The organism is Paraburkholderia fungorum (assembly GCF_902833645.1).
Lineage (GTDB): Bacteria > Pseudomonadota > Gammaproteobacteria > Burkholderiales > Burkholderiaceae > Paraburkholderia > Paraburkholderia fungorum.
In genome coordinates this window covers 1-13,219 of record NZ_CADFGE010000006.1, presented here as the reverse complement: position 1 = coordinate 13,219, position 13,219 = coordinate 1, and the positions used below count along the sequence as shown (strand labels likewise).

Annotated in this window: 14 protein-coding genes; 7 read left to right on the top strand and 7 right to left on the bottom strand. The window is 64.1% G+C overall.

The genetic code is table 11. The annotated features are described in order from the left end of the window. The first annotated feature begins 80 nt into the window (after nt 1-80). From HWX91_RS19225 to HWX91_RS19205, 5 genes are all read left to right on the top strand, one after another. The gene (locus HWX91_RS19225) at nt 81-1,511 is read left to right on the top strand and encodes a 3-oxoacyl-ACP reductase (protein WP_028198028.1); all 1,431 of its coding nucleotides are present in this window, start codon (nt 81-83) and stop codon (nt 1,509-1,511) included. A 2-nt stretch (nt 1,512-1,513) separates the two neighbouring features. Continuing rightward, nucleotides 1,514-2,434: a MaoC/PaaZ C-terminal domain-containing protein gene (locus HWX91_RS19220; RefSeq protein ID WP_028198027.1), complete on the top strand. Its 921-nt coding sequence runs from the start codon at nt 1,514-1,516 to the stop codon at nt 2,432-2,434. A gap of 119 nt (nt 2,435-2,553) precedes the next feature. Continuing rightward, nucleotides 2,554-3,855, top strand: a complete 1,302-nt coding sequence (locus tag HWX91_RS19215; RefSeq protein WP_028198026.1) for an acetyl-CoA C-acetyltransferase — start codon at nt 2,554-2,556, stop codon at nt 3,853-3,855. A gap of 145 nt (nt 3,856-4,000) precedes the next feature. Further along, the gene (locus tag HWX91_RS19210; protein ID WP_028198025.1) at nt 4,001-5,818 is read left to right on the top strand and encodes an AMP-binding protein; all 1,818 of its coding nucleotides are present in this window, start codon (nt 4,001-4,003) and stop codon (nt 5,816-5,818) included. A 92-nt stretch (nt 5,819-5,910) separates the two neighbouring features. Then, nucleotides 5,911-6,888 (top strand): DUF1571 domain-containing protein, encoded by a 978-nt coding sequence (locus HWX91_RS19205; protein WP_042275807.1) that lies wholly within the window; start codon nt 5,911-5,913, stop codon nt 6,886-6,888. On the opposite strand, the gene HWX91_RS19200 is transcribed toward HWX91_RS19205, so the two are convergent. The 6 genes from HWX91_RS19200 to HWX91_RS19175 all read right to left on the bottom strand — a co-directional run bounded on the left by HWX91_RS19200 (nt 6,885) and on the right by HWX91_RS19175 (nt 11,281). After that, entirely contained in the window at nt 6,885-7,301 is a 417-nt protein-coding gene (locus HWX91_RS19200; RefSeq protein WP_028198023.1) for a hypothetical protein, read from the bottom strand. The two genes, HWX91_RS19205 and HWX91_RS19200, sit on opposite strands and share 4 nt — an antisense overlap. A gap of 4 nt (nt 7,302-7,305) precedes the next feature. After that, nucleotides 7,306-8,883 carry an FAD-binding oxidoreductase gene (locus HWX91_RS19195; protein ID WP_028198022.1) on the bottom strand — a complete coding sequence of 526 codons (1,578 nt, stop codon included), beginning with the start codon at nt 8,881-8,883 and terminating at the stop codon, nt 7,306-7,308. Nucleotides 8,884-8,946: 63 nt separating this feature from the next. After that, complete coding sequence (locus HWX91_RS19190; protein ID WP_028198021.1) at nt 8,947-9,441, bottom strand: hypothetical protein; 495 nt, start codon at nt 9,439-9,441, stop codon at nt 8,947-8,949. Between the two features lie 269 nt (nt 9,442-9,710). Further along, the gene (locus tag HWX91_RS19185) at nt 9,711-10,577 is read right to left on the bottom strand and encodes an anti-sigma factor family protein (protein ID WP_028198019.1); all 867 of its coding nucleotides are present in this window, start codon (nt 10,575-10,577) and stop codon (nt 9,711-9,713) included. After that, on the bottom strand, nt 10,577-11,119 hold the full coding sequence (locus tag HWX91_RS19180; protein ID WP_028198018.1) for a sigma-70 family RNA polymerase sigma factor: 543 nt from the start codon (nt 11,117-11,119) through the stop codon (nt 10,577-10,579). The genes HWX91_RS19185 and HWX91_RS19180 overlap by 1 nt, the downstream gene beginning before the upstream one ends. Before the next feature lie 15 nt (nt 11,120-11,134). Then, on the bottom strand, nt 11,135-11,281 hold the full coding sequence (locus HWX91_RS19175; protein ID WP_167440699.1) for a hypothetical protein: 147 nt from the start codon (nt 11,279-11,281) through the stop codon (nt 11,135-11,137). Between the two features lie 428 nt (nt 11,282-11,709). Between HWX91_RS19175 and hfq the strand changes: the two genes are divergently transcribed. After that, nucleotides 11,710-12,204: an RNA chaperone Hfq gene (hfq, locus tag HWX91_RS19170; protein ID WP_028198017.1), complete on the top strand. Its 495-nt coding sequence runs from the start codon at nt 11,710-11,712 to the stop codon at nt 12,202-12,204. A gap of 21 nt (nt 12,205-12,225) precedes the next feature. Here hfq and HWX91_RS19165 read toward each other — a convergent pair whose 3' ends face one another. Next, nucleotides 12,226-12,453, bottom strand: coding sequence for a hypothetical protein (locus HWX91_RS19165; protein WP_028198016.1), 228 nt, complete (start codon nt 12,451-12,453; stop codon nt 12,226-12,228). A 338-nt stretch (nt 12,454-12,791) separates the two neighbouring features. Here HWX91_RS19165 and HWX91_RS19160 point away from each other — a divergent pair, with 338 nt between their 5' ends. Beyond that, complete coding sequence (locus HWX91_RS19160) at nt 12,792-12,983, top strand: hypothetical protein (RefSeq protein ID WP_028198015.1); 192 nt, start codon at nt 12,792-12,794, stop codon at nt 12,981-12,983. Nucleotides 12,984-13,219: the final 236 nt, after the last annotated feature.

The following is a 13,219-nucleotide window of genomic DNA, read 5'->3' as shown; positions in this document are numbered from 1 at the left end:
AACTGGATGCACACTGACACACGTCCGGGGTCTCCCCGGAGCGATCTCCTTCGGGCGTGGCCAGCGGAGCAACGAACAACATGAACGACTCTTATCTGAACTTCGTCAATTCGCCCTTCGGCGCGCGCCTCGCGCGCTCGCTGGGCTTACCGAAGCCTGAGGTCCTGCGCCGCTATCGGGCGGACCGGCCCGAGTTCGACGGCCTGATCGCGATCGGCGCGGGCCGCGAACCGCATCTGCTCGACGCGCTCGCGAATCTCGTGGCGAGCGTCGGCATGACCAGCGTGGCGCATGAAAGCGCGGGGCTGTGGGTGCCGCTCGCGAATCGCCATGGTCTGATGACGGGCCGTTTCGAGGCAGCGGAGCCCGGTTCGCAGGGCAAGCTCGCCGCGCTGCTGTTCGATGCGAGCGGCATCGAAGACAGCAGCCAGCTCGAACCGCTGCATGGTTTCTTCCACGATACGCTGCGCTCACTTGGCAAGTGCGGCCGCATTGTCGTGCTGGGCCGGCCGCCGGAAGCCTGCGCGAACCCGCGCCAATGGACCGCACAACGCGCGCTTGAGGGTCTCGTGCGTTCGCTCGGCAAGGAAGCGCGGCGCGGCATTACCGCGAATCTCGTCTATGTGGAAAAAGGCGCCGAGCACGCTATCGAAGCGACGTTGCGATTCTTTCTGTCGCCACGTTCCGCGTATGTGTCGGGCCAGGTGGTGCGGATCGGCGTGCCGGCCAGCACAGGAGCTGGGGCCGGGACCGCGGCCTTGCCGCCGTTCGACTGGAAACAACCGCTCGCGGGCCGGCGCGCCGTGGTCACCGGCGCCGCGCGCGGCATCGGCGCGTCGATTGCGGGCGTGCTCGCCGAGCAAGGCGCGCACGTGATCGGCATCGACATCCCTTCGGCACGCGAGGCGCTCGATTCGACCATGCGCCAGTTGAACGGCACCGCCCTCGCCTTCGACATCGCCGCGCCCGAAGCGCCCCAGCAGATCGCCGCGGCGCTCGACGAGCAAGGCGTGGATATCGTCGTGCATAACGCCGGTATCACCAAGGACAAAACCATCGCGAAGATGACCGACGCCGCGTGGCAAAGCGTAATCGACATCAACCTGTCCGCGCAGGAACGGATCGACGACGCCCTGCTCGCGGCCGGTATCCTGCGCGACGGCGGCCGTATCATCGGCGTATCGTCGATCAGCGGTATTGCCGGCAACCTCGGCCAGACCAATTACGCCACCTCCAAAGCCGGTGTGATCGGGCGGGTGCACAGCATGGCGCCGCATCTGCGCGCGCGCGGCATCACGATCAACGCGGTTGCGCCCGGCTTTATCGAAACGCAGATGACCGCGAAGATTCCGCTGACCATCCGCGAAGCCGGCCGCCGGATGAATTCGATGAGCCAGGGCGGCCAGCCGGTGGACGTGGCGCAGACCATCGCGTGGCTCGCGCATCCGGGATCGGCGGGCGTGAGCGGCCAGATCGTGCGCGTGTGCGGACAAAGCCTGATTGGAGCATGAGCATGGGTGAGCCGGGTGATCCGTTCCGGAGCGCTCACGCAGCGAGCGCGGGCCGTCCGAAGACCGTCGTCATCGAACCTTTGCCCACGCCGGCGAAGCTGTATGGGCGCGCGTTGTCGGGCATCGTCAAACGCGGGCGCGAAGCGCACTTGCCGGCGTTGCGCCTCGTGCGCCCCGCCGTGCCCCTGGACCCGGGGTCGATCTGGCGTTATTCGCAGGTCTGCGGCTTCATCCCCGAGCACGGCGTGCCGCTCACGTATCCGCATCTGCTGGCTTTCCCGCTGCATCTGCTGATGCTGACGGATCCGGCTTTTCCGTGGCCGGCGCTCGGCCTCGTGCATCTGGCGAACCACGTGCGGCTACGCCGGCCGCTCACTTACAAGGATATGTTGCGCATCGAGGTGGAATTCGGCGCGCTGCTGAGCCACGACAAGGGTCAGGCATTCGTGCTGCATACGCGCATGTACCGCCGCGGCGAAGCGGTATGGGACGGCGACAGTGTGTATCTGAAGCGCGGCGTGCCCGCGAGCGGCAACCGGCTCGATCCGCTGCAACTCGGCCCCGATGCGCTGGAACGCATCTCGCGCTGGCAATTGCCGCCGCAGTTGGGGCGCGACTATGCGCGTGTGTCTGGCGACTACAACCCGATTCACCTGAGCGCGCTATCCGCGAAGGTATTCGGCTTTCCGCGCGCCATCGCGCACGGCATGTGGACGCTGGCGCGCGCCGCCGCCGCGCTGCAACCGCCAAAGCCGCTCGCCGAAGCCACGCTCTCCGCCGAATTCAAAGTGCCGATGCTGCTGCCCGGCGAAGCGACGCTGTGGAGCGCATCGCCTTCGCTGATCGAGCGCGACATCGAGGTACGCGACATTGCCGGGGAAAAACCGCATTTGCGCGGCCGTATGCAATGGAAGCTGTTATGACACGCCAACCTGGCCGGACCGTACCGGCGCGTCATCCCGCTCGCGTAGGTAGCGCTTTTCGCGCTACCTACGCTACCCGCACTAACCGATAACCAGCAACGACCCAAAGGAGCCGAGCAATGTCCAACCCGCAGCCCGCCGTGCGCCGCGTCGCAATCGTCGGCGGCAACCGGATTCCGTTTGCCCGCTCGAACACCGCTTACGCGACCGCGTCGAATCAGGACATGCTGACCTTCACGCTGCAAGGCCTGATCGACCGCTATAACCTGCACGGCGAACGCCTGGGCGAAGTCGCAGCGGGCGCCGTCATCAAGCACTCGCGCGACTTCAATCTGACGCGCGAAGCGGTGCTGTCCACCACGCTCGCGAAGGAAACGCCGGCCTATGACGTGCAGCAGGCCTGCGGCACCGGGCTGGAAGCGGCCATTCTGGTGGCCAACAAAATCGCCCTCGGACAGATCGAAGCGGGAATTGCAGGCGGTGTCGACACAACCTCCGATGCGCCGATCGGCGTCAACGAACGCATGCGCAAGATCCTGCTCGAGGCAAATCGCGGCAAGAGCACCGGCCAACGCGTCGGCGCGCTGGCCAAGCTGCGGCCGGGCATGTTTTTCAAGCCGCTGTTGCCTCGTAACGGCGAGCCGCGCACCGGGCTTTCGATGGGCGAGCATTGCGAGCTGATGGCCAAGCGCTGGAACATTTCGCGCGAAGCGCAGGACGTGCTCGCTTACGACAGCCACCGCAAGCTCAGCGAGGCGTATGCGCGCGGCTTCCTCAACGATCTGATGACGCCGTACCGTGGTCTGGCGCGTGACAACAATCTGCGCTCCGATCTGACGCTCGAAAAACTCGCCGGTCTGAAACCGGTATTCGATCGCGACGCCGGCACGCTGACGGCCGGCAATTCCACGCCGCTCACCGACGGCGCGTCCGCCGTGCTGCTGGCAAGCGAAGAATGGGCGGCCAGACATGGACTGCCGGTGCTCGCGTATCTGAGCTGGTCCGAAACCGCCGCCGTCGACTTTTTCGACAAGAAAGAAGGCCTGCTGATGGCGCCCGCCTATGCGGTGCCGCGCATGCTGGCGCGCGCCGGGCTCACCTTGCAGGACTTCGACTTGTATGAAATTCACGAAGCCTTCGCGGCGCAGGTGTTGTGCACGCTCACAGCGTGGCAGGATGACGAATATTGCCGAACGCAACTCGGCTTGCCGGGGCCACTTGGCGCGATCGATCGGGCAAAATTGAACGTGAACGGCAGCTCGCTCGCCACCGGCCATGCATTTGCGGCGACGGGCGGCCGCATCGTCGCGGGACTCGCGAAAATGCTGGCGCAACTCGATAAGCCGGCCGGCACCGCACGCGGGCTGATCTCGATCTGCGCCGCGGGCGGCCAGGGCGTGGTGGCCATTCTGGAACGCTAAACGTCGCGCTTCAGTGATTGTCCTGTGTCGAAGCTCGCTGCAATGAGCGCGTTGCTTACTGCTTTCATAGCTGCTTTGATTACTGCATGACTGGCTGTAAAGCCAGCGCACAAACAGATGAAGCCCCGGCTTCAGGAGACGACCGATGACCCAGCCCACGCAAACCCAGTTCTCGTCCGCCACGGTATCCGCAGCGCCCGCGAATGCGGCAGACCAGGCGCCCAGTCAGACACTCGGGCAGCCGGCAAATCATGCGCCCAACACCGACGGCATCTGGTACGAGTCGTATCCGGCCGACGTGCCTCATGAGATCGACGTCAACCAGTACGAATCAGTCGTGCAATTCTTCGACGAATGCATTGCGCAGTTCCGCGAGCGCGTCGCCTACGTGAGCGTCGGCGCGGACATGACGTATGGCGAACTCGGCCGCAAGGCGGCGGCGTTCGCCGCGTATCTGCAAGGCATCGGCGTGAAAGCCGGCGAGCGCGTCGCGATCATGCTGCCGAACACGTTTCAGTATCCGGTGTCGCTGTTCGGCGTGCTGAAGGCCGGCGGCGTGGTCGTCAACGTCAATCCGCTCTATACGGTTCGCGAGCTTGCGCATCAGTTGAAGGACAGCGGCGCGCAAACCATCATCGTGTTCGAGAACTTCGCGAAGACCGTTGAAGATGCGTTGCCCGGCACCAAGGTACAGAACGTGATCGTGACGGGTCTGGGCGATCTGCTCGCCGACGGTCTGAATCTGAAGGGACGTCTGCTCAATTTCATGCTGCGCCACGTCAAGAAGATGGTGCCGCCGTACAACCTGCCGCAAGCGGTGCCGCTACTCGACGCGCTTTCGATCGGTTACACGCGGCCGCTGACACCCGTGCGTCCCACTCACAACGACATCGCCTTCCTGCAATACACCGGCGGCACCACTGGCGTGGCCAAAGGTGCGATGCTCACGCACAAGAACATCATCGCCAACCTGTTGCAGGCAAAAGCGTGGTCCGAAGGCCAGTTGAGCGGCGAGATCGAAACGGTGCTCACACCGCTGCCGCTCTATCACATCTATTCGCTGACCGTGAACGCGTTGATCTTCATGGGACTCGGCGGCCGCAATATTCTGATCGCCAATCCGCGCGACATGAAGCGCGTGATGATGATCATTCGTCACGAGAAATTCACCGGCATGACGGCCGTCAACACGCTCTACAACGCGTTCCTCGATAACGAGGAGTTCTGCAAGCGTGATTTCTCGAACCTGAAGCTCGCGATGGCCGGCGGCATGGCCACGCAGAAGTCGGTCGCCGATCGATTCAAGGCGGTCACCGGCAAGCCGATCATCGAAGGCTACGGGCTGACCGAGTGTTCGCCGATCGTCTCGATGAATCCCGTGGATCTCACCAATTTGCGCGACTTCGAAGGCTCGATCGGTCTGCCCGCGCCGTCCACCCAGGTGCGCTTCAGGAAAGACGACGGCACGTGGGCCAACATCGGCGAAGCGGGTGAATTGTGCGTGAAGGGGCCACAGGTCATGAAAGGCTACTGGAATCGCCCGGAAGAAACCGCCAAGGTGATCGACGACGACGGCTGGCTCGCCACCGGCGACATCGGTGTGATGGATTCGCGCGGCTTCATCCGTTTGATCGACAGGAAGAAAGACATGATCCTGGTGTCGGGCTTCAACGTCTATCCGAACGAAGTCGAAGACGTAATCGCGGCCCTTCCGGACGTGCGCGAAGTCGCCGCAATCGGCGTGCCCGATGAAGCGCAAGGCGAACGGGTGAAGGTGTTTATCGTCAAGCGCAATCCGGCGCTGACCGCGGAACAGGTGATCGCTCACTGCCGCAAGAATCTCACGGGGTACAAGGTGCCGAAGCTCGTCGAGTTTCGCGACGAGCTGCCGCAAACCAATGTCGGCAAGATTCTGCGCCGTGCACTGCGCGACGAGGAACTCGCGAAGCAAAAACCTGCCTGACAGGCTGGGCGTGCACTATCACGCCGGCCATCCTTTCGGAGAGATTCATGAAGCACAGCACGTCCACAGACTTGAACCGATCGTCGGTCTTCATGCGTCTCACTCGTTTTTCATCGGCGGCCATCCCGTTGGGAGCTTCCCTGACTGCTTCATTACGTACGCTGTCATTTCGGGGACTGCTGGTCGGCGCGCTGGCAGCCAGCGCCGCCATGCTCGCGCCGGCGGCGTTCGCGCAGAACGACGACACACCGCCCCCGCTCGATACCGCCAGTGCCGTGAAGGCGCCCACCACGCCGTCCTCGCAGGTCGGCAAGCTCACGCTCGATCAGCAGGTCAAGTGGCTGCGCGCCGCGCAACAAAGCGGCGCCATGGAGAAGCTCGACGACGCGCAACTGGTCGCCCTGTTCCAGTCGCTCGATCCGCTTGCGCTGCCGCGTTACATCAAGGAAGGGCCGAACGGCTACCCGTCTTACGAGTTCGTCATGTCGCGCTCGGAACGCATTCACGGCCAATGGCCCGACAAGCCCGATCATATGCTGGTGCGCTTAGCCCACGATCCGCTGCGAATCTACGCGAAGTGGCTGCCCGACGGCGCGCACGCCGGCCAGGAAATCATCTACGACGAATCCAAACGCACCGACGAAATGTACGGCCATCTCGGCGGCATCATGAATGTGATGCCGCTGTGGACCTCAGTGACCGGCGCCCTCGCCCGTGCGCAGTCGAACCACCAGGTGCGCGATCTCGGCACCGAGTACATTGCCAACCAGTACCTCGCCGAAGGCAAGAAATATATCGAGGCCGGCTTGCCGCGCTCGACCCAGGTGGAAGTGAAAACGATCGACGGCGTGCGCGTGGTTGCCTTCACCTTCGAAACGCCGACCGGTCAGCCGCAGTTCTATGCGAAGAAAGAAACACTCGGGCTCGATCTGCGCCATCCGTATTTCCGTACCGTCGAGTCCTATAACAACGACGGCAAGATCTTCGAGAAGATCGTCTTCGAAAGCATCACGCCTAAAACCTTCGACGACTCGACCTTCGATCCGAACAACAAGGCCTATAAGTTCTAGCGGATAAAGCGCGGCGTCAGCACGAAAGCGACATGCTCGACCTGCGCAATGGGCGCCACCCGCTGCTCGCCGCCGGGCACGACCATCTGGCCCACACGGGTCGCAAGCTGCTTGAGCACGAAGTAATCGGACGCGCGTGTGAGACCGATCAACGACGCGGGCGATTGCGCTGACGTTTGCCCGAGACGCGGCGCCAGGGTGGTGTACCAGAGCACGCCGATATCGTCACCCGCTTCGAAGACAGGCAGCTTCATCCGCGCGACGTAGTCGGCGAATGCGGGGCCGCCCGCAAGGGTGGAATCGATCACCGCAAGCGTATCGCGGCGAGCGGCTGCCTGCGCGAGCCACGGCCACGCGCCGCCTGCCGCGCTCGAAAGCCATGCGCCGGTCATCATGAAAGCGCGTCGGTCCATGATCTTAGGTGTAGCCTCGCCGGTCGCGCCACGCCGCCGGCCAGATGCCCTGCTTGCCCGGCGCGAGAATGCCGTTCGGATCGAGTGCGTCCTTGATCGTTTCCGAGAGCCGCAGCAACGCACCGTCGTTGAAACTGTACTGCGCCGCGGCGAAATCCATATACGCGAGATGCGCGCGATATTCGCCGTAGCCCGCAGCGCGCGCATCGCTCATCAGCGAACGCAGTAATGCACCGGCCTGCTCGACCTGGCTCGCGTCGTCGCGGTCGAAAATCGCTGCAAAAATGTGATGCAGATGACGCATGCCCGCCGTAAAGCCGCCGTAGTAATCGAAGCCGTATTCCGCCGCGCGGGTCTTGACCATCGTGTACTGGCGCAGCGCGTCGCGTCCGCTTGCCGGACACAGCGGTGCGAAATCCACATGGGCGCCCGCGCCGCCGCGCCAGTCGAGCATGCGAAACGCGCTCATCGCGGGGATGCCGGCCATATTGCGGTCGCCGCCCGCTGTGGGTTGCGCATCGCCCGCATAGCGAGCGGCCGAAAGCTTGGCCTGCGGCACGTGGGCGAATGCGCGCTGCACGATCGCATAGTGCGCATCGATCAGTTCAGGCCTGCCGTATAGCGCGAAATGCAGATTCCAGCGGCCCACGTTCAGCTGGTCGAGCATCGCCGCCACCGCGCTCTCGGGCATCGCGCCCTTGCCCTCATACCACTGCTGACGCGACGACAATCCGGCGGCCCGGCGCAACCCGCCTTCGATCACCGCGTGATTGCGGATCGTTTCATCGAGCCGCAATGGCCGCAGAATATCGACGATCGTTTCGAGATCCGCTTCGTGTCGAAACTGGATTTCGCCGAGCAGATACGCGGGCGGCGCCGGCATCAGCCAGACGCCGAGCTTGGTGACGATGCCGTAGTTCGACTGCATGAACATCGCGTCGAAGGAAGGTCCATAGCCCGGTTGATACAGTTGCCACGCGGTGCCGATTTCGATGCCACCCATGCCGGTGCGCAGCACGTCGCCGTTCGCGAGCACCACTTCCATGCCGCATTGCGCCGCCGCATGATCGCCGTACGCGGTATAGCCGAAGCCGCGCTCGAGCGTATTGCCGACTACGCTGCCCCAACCCGCCGCGGGCGGATCGACCCACAGCCTGTAGCCATGTTCGCGCAAATGCGCGTACAGATCGAAGTAGCTGACACCCGGTTCGACCAGCGCGTAGGCAAGCGTCTCGTTCACTTCGATGATGCGATTCATGCGCTGCAAATCGAGCACGACCGAACCCGCCAGTCGCGGCGCGGCGCCACCGTACGCGAAGTTGCGTCCGGTCGAGACCGTCCATAACGGAATGCGAAATTGATTGGCAATCCGCAACACTGCACGAATTTCGTCGACGGATGCGGGCAGCAGCGCGGCGGACGCCGAGAACGCTTCGCGCTCGCCGGGTGCGAACGGATCGAGATACGCGGCGAGCCCGGGGGCCGAGGTGATCACCTGCGGTTCACCGAGAATCGCGCGCCAGCCCGCGAGCGCGCGATCGAACCCGGCGGCGGAAATCTTCGGCGGCAGGCTGCGCGTCAAGGTATCTCCCTCGCGGCCGGGCGCGCAGACACAGGCACAGGCGTAGGCACAGACGCCGGCAAGCTAGCGGTGCATCCCGCCGTGGCCAGCGCCGCCGTGTGACATGCCGCTCCATATGTGCGTCGACGCGCCACCATGCCAGGTGCCGCCATGTACGCCCATTCCGTACGATCCGTGGCCATAACGCACATGATCCATGTGATGAAAATGATGAAAGCGGTCGACGAAAACGACCGACACGCCAGCAGCGAACACCACCGGCGGCCCCCAGTACCATGGATCGTAGTAATACACCGGAGCCGGGCCGAAGGCCAGCGCGCCGGCACCGTCTTCGACGATCTGCCAGCTGCCGTCCGGCTGCAGGCACGCCCGCCCGCCGACCTGCTGAACGACACCGTCGATCTCCGTCTGGCCCACGACGAAGCGGCACGTCGACGCCTCGTTCAACGGCGCATCCGCGTCTGTTTGCGCCGCGACCGGCGTCGCACAAACAGCGCACAGGCACAGACACGCTACGCCGCAACACAGCCCGATGCCGGATTGATGAAAAGTACGCATGATTTCACTGCCTCGACGCGCCGGCGTTGCGACTCGCAAAAAGCGCGTCGGCACCGTAAAGACCCCGTCGGTTCGCCTCGCACGACGCCGTGCCGTCGCAGCGCATACGCAAGTGCCGGGCAACAGGGTCCTGCAGCGAGTAAACGAAGCGCCGCGCGGCACTATTCCTGCAGCGTGGGCGGGTGCCACACGTTTCTGTTACGCCGTGTTGCACGCGATATCTTATGGCTGAGGCGGGCCAGGCGCCGGCGCCTGCCGTGCTTGCGGCGCTACTGCCAGGTTTCCGGTTTGCCGCCGAGCGCGCTGCACACTTCGATCGCGATCGAGCGCAGCTTGTCCTCCGCAATCGGTCCGGACAACGCATAACCCATACGGTCGCTGACCCAGTAGAAGGTCCGGCGGTTGCCGTCGCGGAACAGGCGGAAGGCGGTTTCGTCGCGAGAAATACCCGTGATGTACAGCGTGAGGCGCTCGCCGCTGCGATTTTCGTACATGAACTGCGCGGCCGGTCCCGCTTCGCCGGGCAACAACCGCCCCCCCACCAGCGAGTAACCGTACTCCTGCAACGACGGCACCGACAGCGGCCGGTTCAGGCGCCTCGACAGCCAGCTGACCAGATGCTCTTCCTCGTTCGCGGCGACTTCAACAGGGTGACGCTTCTCGGGCGTGTACACGGCATAGGCGATGTCGGCGCGCTCGGCGAAGCTCGGCGGCTGGCCGCCCAGACCGTTCCACGCGCCGCCCGTCAGACGCGGCGCAAGCGGCCCGAGCGCGAGCGCCAGACCCGCGCCGGCCGCGAGCCAGCAAGCGGCGAGGCCAGCGCGCTGCCACCACGGCGTCGGCCGCCGCACCACGATGAAGGCCGGCTCACCGGCGTCGCTCTGCTCGGCCCCGCCAGCGCTTGCACCGTGCTCATCGAGCTCGGGCTCACGGTTGCGCGTCGATGCCCCGCACAGCGCCTGCAGCGCCGCTTTCTGCGCGCGCCACGCGGCCACCCGCGCGGCGGCCTGAGGTTGCCGGGCCAGTTGCGCCTCGATCGCGGCGCGCTCGGCAGGCGGCAACTCGCCGTCGACAAACGCCGACAGCATTCGCAGATCGGGCCCCTCGGGCAAGCCGGAATCGTGGTCGTTATTCATCACGGATTTCTCACTACTTTCAGCGGCGGGACTTTACGCGCCAATCCAACGGCGTCCCCTTCGAGCGGCCCATCCGTCATCAGAACGCGCATATGTTCCCGCGCGCGCGACAACCGCGACATCACCGTGCCGATCGGAACGCCGAGCGCCTTCGACGCTTCCTGATATGACAGTTCCTCCACGCAAACCAGCAGCAGCACTTCGCGTTGTTCGACCGGCAGGCAATACAGCGCACGCTGAAGATCGCGCAAGACCAGGCCATCGACCTCGCCGTGCGGCGCTTCGAGAGTGCGCCATGGCGCGCTTTCGTCGTCGACGGCAATCTCGCGGCGGCCGCGCAACTGATCGATGTAAAGATGCCGCAGGATGGTCAGCAGCCACGCCCGCAAATTGCTGTTCGGACGGAACGCCGCCCAGCGTGCGAGTGCGCGCTCCGCCGTATCCTGCACGAGGTCGTCGGCCCACGCGCGGTCGCCCGTCAGCGCGCGCGCATAGCGGCGCAGCTGCGGGAGCCACGAAATCACTTCGGCTTCGAAATTCACCCGGCGCGGCAACGCTCAGTAGCCACCGCTGCTGCCCGAGCTCCCACTGCTGCCCGAAGCGCTGTTGTCGGTCGCGGCGGAGGTGCAGGCGCTGGTGGCAAGCGAGCCGAGCGCGAGCGCCAGCAGCACGAAAGCAGCGGAGAAAATCCGGGATAATTTCATGGTGAGTCTCCTGATGAACCCCCGGCCGGTGCCTGCAAGCCGGGAATCCGACCGGCTGCGTGCGATATGCAGCGCCGCCATGCCTGGATTAACGCGAGCGGACGGTGATTTATTCCACATACGGCGACATCGGGCACTTTCTTTTTCGGCCAAGCGCATCGGGCGCGCCGAGCGCGGGTCCGACCGCGCGCGGCCCGACCAACCGTGGCACAACCGAACGTGGCCCGACCAGCCGTGGCCCGACCGAACGTGGCGGAAGAAAGCGCTATTCGTCCGCAGATTCGTAACTCAACGTTACAGTCAATAGTTATCAGATGCTTATGTGCGCGCAAGCCGTTATAGTGGACGGAGTTCGGCACCCGACGCGTTCCGCCCCCACACAGGGTAGAATCGCGGCGAACAACCGTTTTACCTAACCTGAATTGTCCATGGCTTCCGCAGAATCGCATCCGCAAAACGATTTCATGAACGCTGCGCGCAAAGAACGAAAGCGCGTCGAGATTTACCTTGTCAACGGCATTCGCCTGACGGGGTGCATCGAGTCGTTCGATCAGTATCTGGTGATGCTGCGCACGCCTGTCGGCCTGCAAGGCATCTACAAGCGCGCGATCTCGACGATCCAGCTCGACACCGGCACCCGTCCGGCGCCGCGAGCCGGGCGGCCTTCGCACGGTGAGCACACCACGCGCGGCCCGCACGGCTCACGTGAACCGCGTGACCATCGTGAGCCGCGCGAACCGCGTGAACCGCGCGAGTCGTACGGCGCGCCGGCCTCGGATCGCCCCGCGCCCGATCGTAGCAGCAGCACGTCCGACGGCCCGGTGGTGGTAACACGCCGCCGGCGCCTGTTCGGCACGGGCGGCGGCGACAATGGCAACCATGGCGGCGGCAATCATGGTGGCAACGGCGGCGGCAACGAATAAATCGCCGCCGCAGCGGCTTGGCTACTCCGACGGATAGCCGAGCCGCTGCAAAATCTTCTCCAGCCGCATTACCTGCAAGTCCGTCAGCTCAAATCCGCCTTTGACCGCCAGCACGCGGCGCCGCCAGTACCCGGCGTCCAGCATGTGCAGTGCCGGTTGCCGTGTCGCCCAATCCAGGTGTTCCAGTTCGGCTTCCACCACGTGTGACGCGTTGAAGCGCTGCGCGCGCGGAGCGTTTTTTCGGTCCATTTCGTTCGCTGCCTTGGTGTTCGCTGCTTCTGTTTGCTCCCCTCCCGAGCTGGATGCTGCCCTGTTGCCCGTGCACGGTATGCCGTGCGGTCTGCCGGCTGGCGTGGCCGGCGGATGCTTTTTGTTGTCAGGCGACACTCGGAAAACGACTTGATGCGGGATGGTTTTAACTTTTGTTTTTTTCTGTCGTTCTGTTGTCTGGTTTCTTCGGGTTCTGGATTTGAAGGAACTGGCTGCTGGAGAGTGGTCTGGTCGTTCGGCTGATGCTCGGCTGATGCTCGCGTGGGCTCGCTTTGCGCTATGCTGAACTGTTGGCTTTTCTTCTAACGGAGCACGTTATGACCAAGCAGAAGCAACAGGCATCTCATCCCAAAGAAACTGCCCAGCCCGCCGAGTCCCTCGAAGAGCGGCTCGATGAAGCGCTCGAGGAAAGCTTTCCTGCGAGTGACCCGATCGCCGTTGATGTGGGTGACGCAAAGCGTTCGGCAGGGGACAAGGAATCCTCCTCCGGAGGGAAGAAGCGGCATTAGCCGTGTGGCTTTGCGCGGGCGCTGTTTTTGGTTGGTTTTTTGTTGGTTCTTTGCGCCCGTCGAGGGTTGTTGGCCTTTCCTTGTTGCGCTAGTGGTCTATTAGCGTTGCCCCTGTGCGGGGCGGCACCTACTTTTCTTTGCCTGCCCCCCATGTCAGGCTAGTTGTCGCCTCACCCGAACCGATTGATGTAAAGATGGGGGGCGGACAGCGAATGGAAGATGAAACGTTATTCAGC

Bases quoted from the DNA above. Each gene is read 5' to 3' on its own strand.
- HWX91_RS19225 (WP_028198028.1), top strand. From the start codon at position 81: ATGAACGACTCTTATCTGAACTTCGTCAATTCGCCCTTCGGCGCGCGC.
- HWX91_RS19220 (WP_028198027.1), top strand. From the start codon at position 1,514: ATGGGTGAGCCGGGTGATCCGTTCCGGAGCGCTCACGCAGCGAGCGCG.
- HWX91_RS19215 (WP_028198026.1), top strand. From the start codon at position 2,554: ATGTCCAACCCGCAGCCCGCCGTGCGCCGCGTCGCAATCGTCGGCGGC.
- HWX91_RS19210 (WP_028198025.1), top strand. From the start codon at position 4,001: ATGACCCAGCCCACGCAAACCCAGTTCTCGTCCGCCACGGTATCCGCA.
- HWX91_RS19205 (WP_042275807.1), top strand. From the start codon at position 5,911: ATGCGTCTCACTCGTTTTTCATCGGCGGCCATCCCGTTGGGAGCTTCC.
- HWX91_RS19200 (WP_028198023.1), bottom strand. From the start codon at position 7,301: ATGGACCGACGCGCTTTCATGATGACCGGCGCATGGCTTTCGAGCGCG.
- HWX91_RS19190 (WP_028198021.1), bottom strand. From the start codon at position 9,441: ATGCGTACTTTTCATCAATCCGGCATCGGGCTGTGTTGCGGCGTAGCG.
- HWX91_RS19185 (WP_028198019.1), bottom strand. From the start codon at position 10,577: ATGAATAACGACCACGATTCCGGCTTGCCCGAGGGGCCCGATCTGCGA.
- HWX91_RS19175 (WP_167440699.1), bottom strand. From the start codon at position 11,281: ATGAAATTATCCCGGATTTTCTCCGCTGCTTTCGTGCTGCTGGCGCTC.
- hfq (WP_028198017.1), top strand. From the start codon at position 11,710: ATGGCTTCCGCAGAATCGCATCCGCAAAACGATTTCATGAACGCTGCG.
- HWX91_RS19165 (WP_028198016.1), bottom strand. From the start codon at position 12,453: ATGGACCGAAAAAACGCTCCGCGCGCGCAGCGCTTCAACGCGTCACAC.
- HWX91_RS19160 (WP_028198015.1), top strand. From the start codon at position 12,792: ATGACCAAGCAGAAGCAACAGGCATCTCATCCCAAAGAAACTGCCCAG.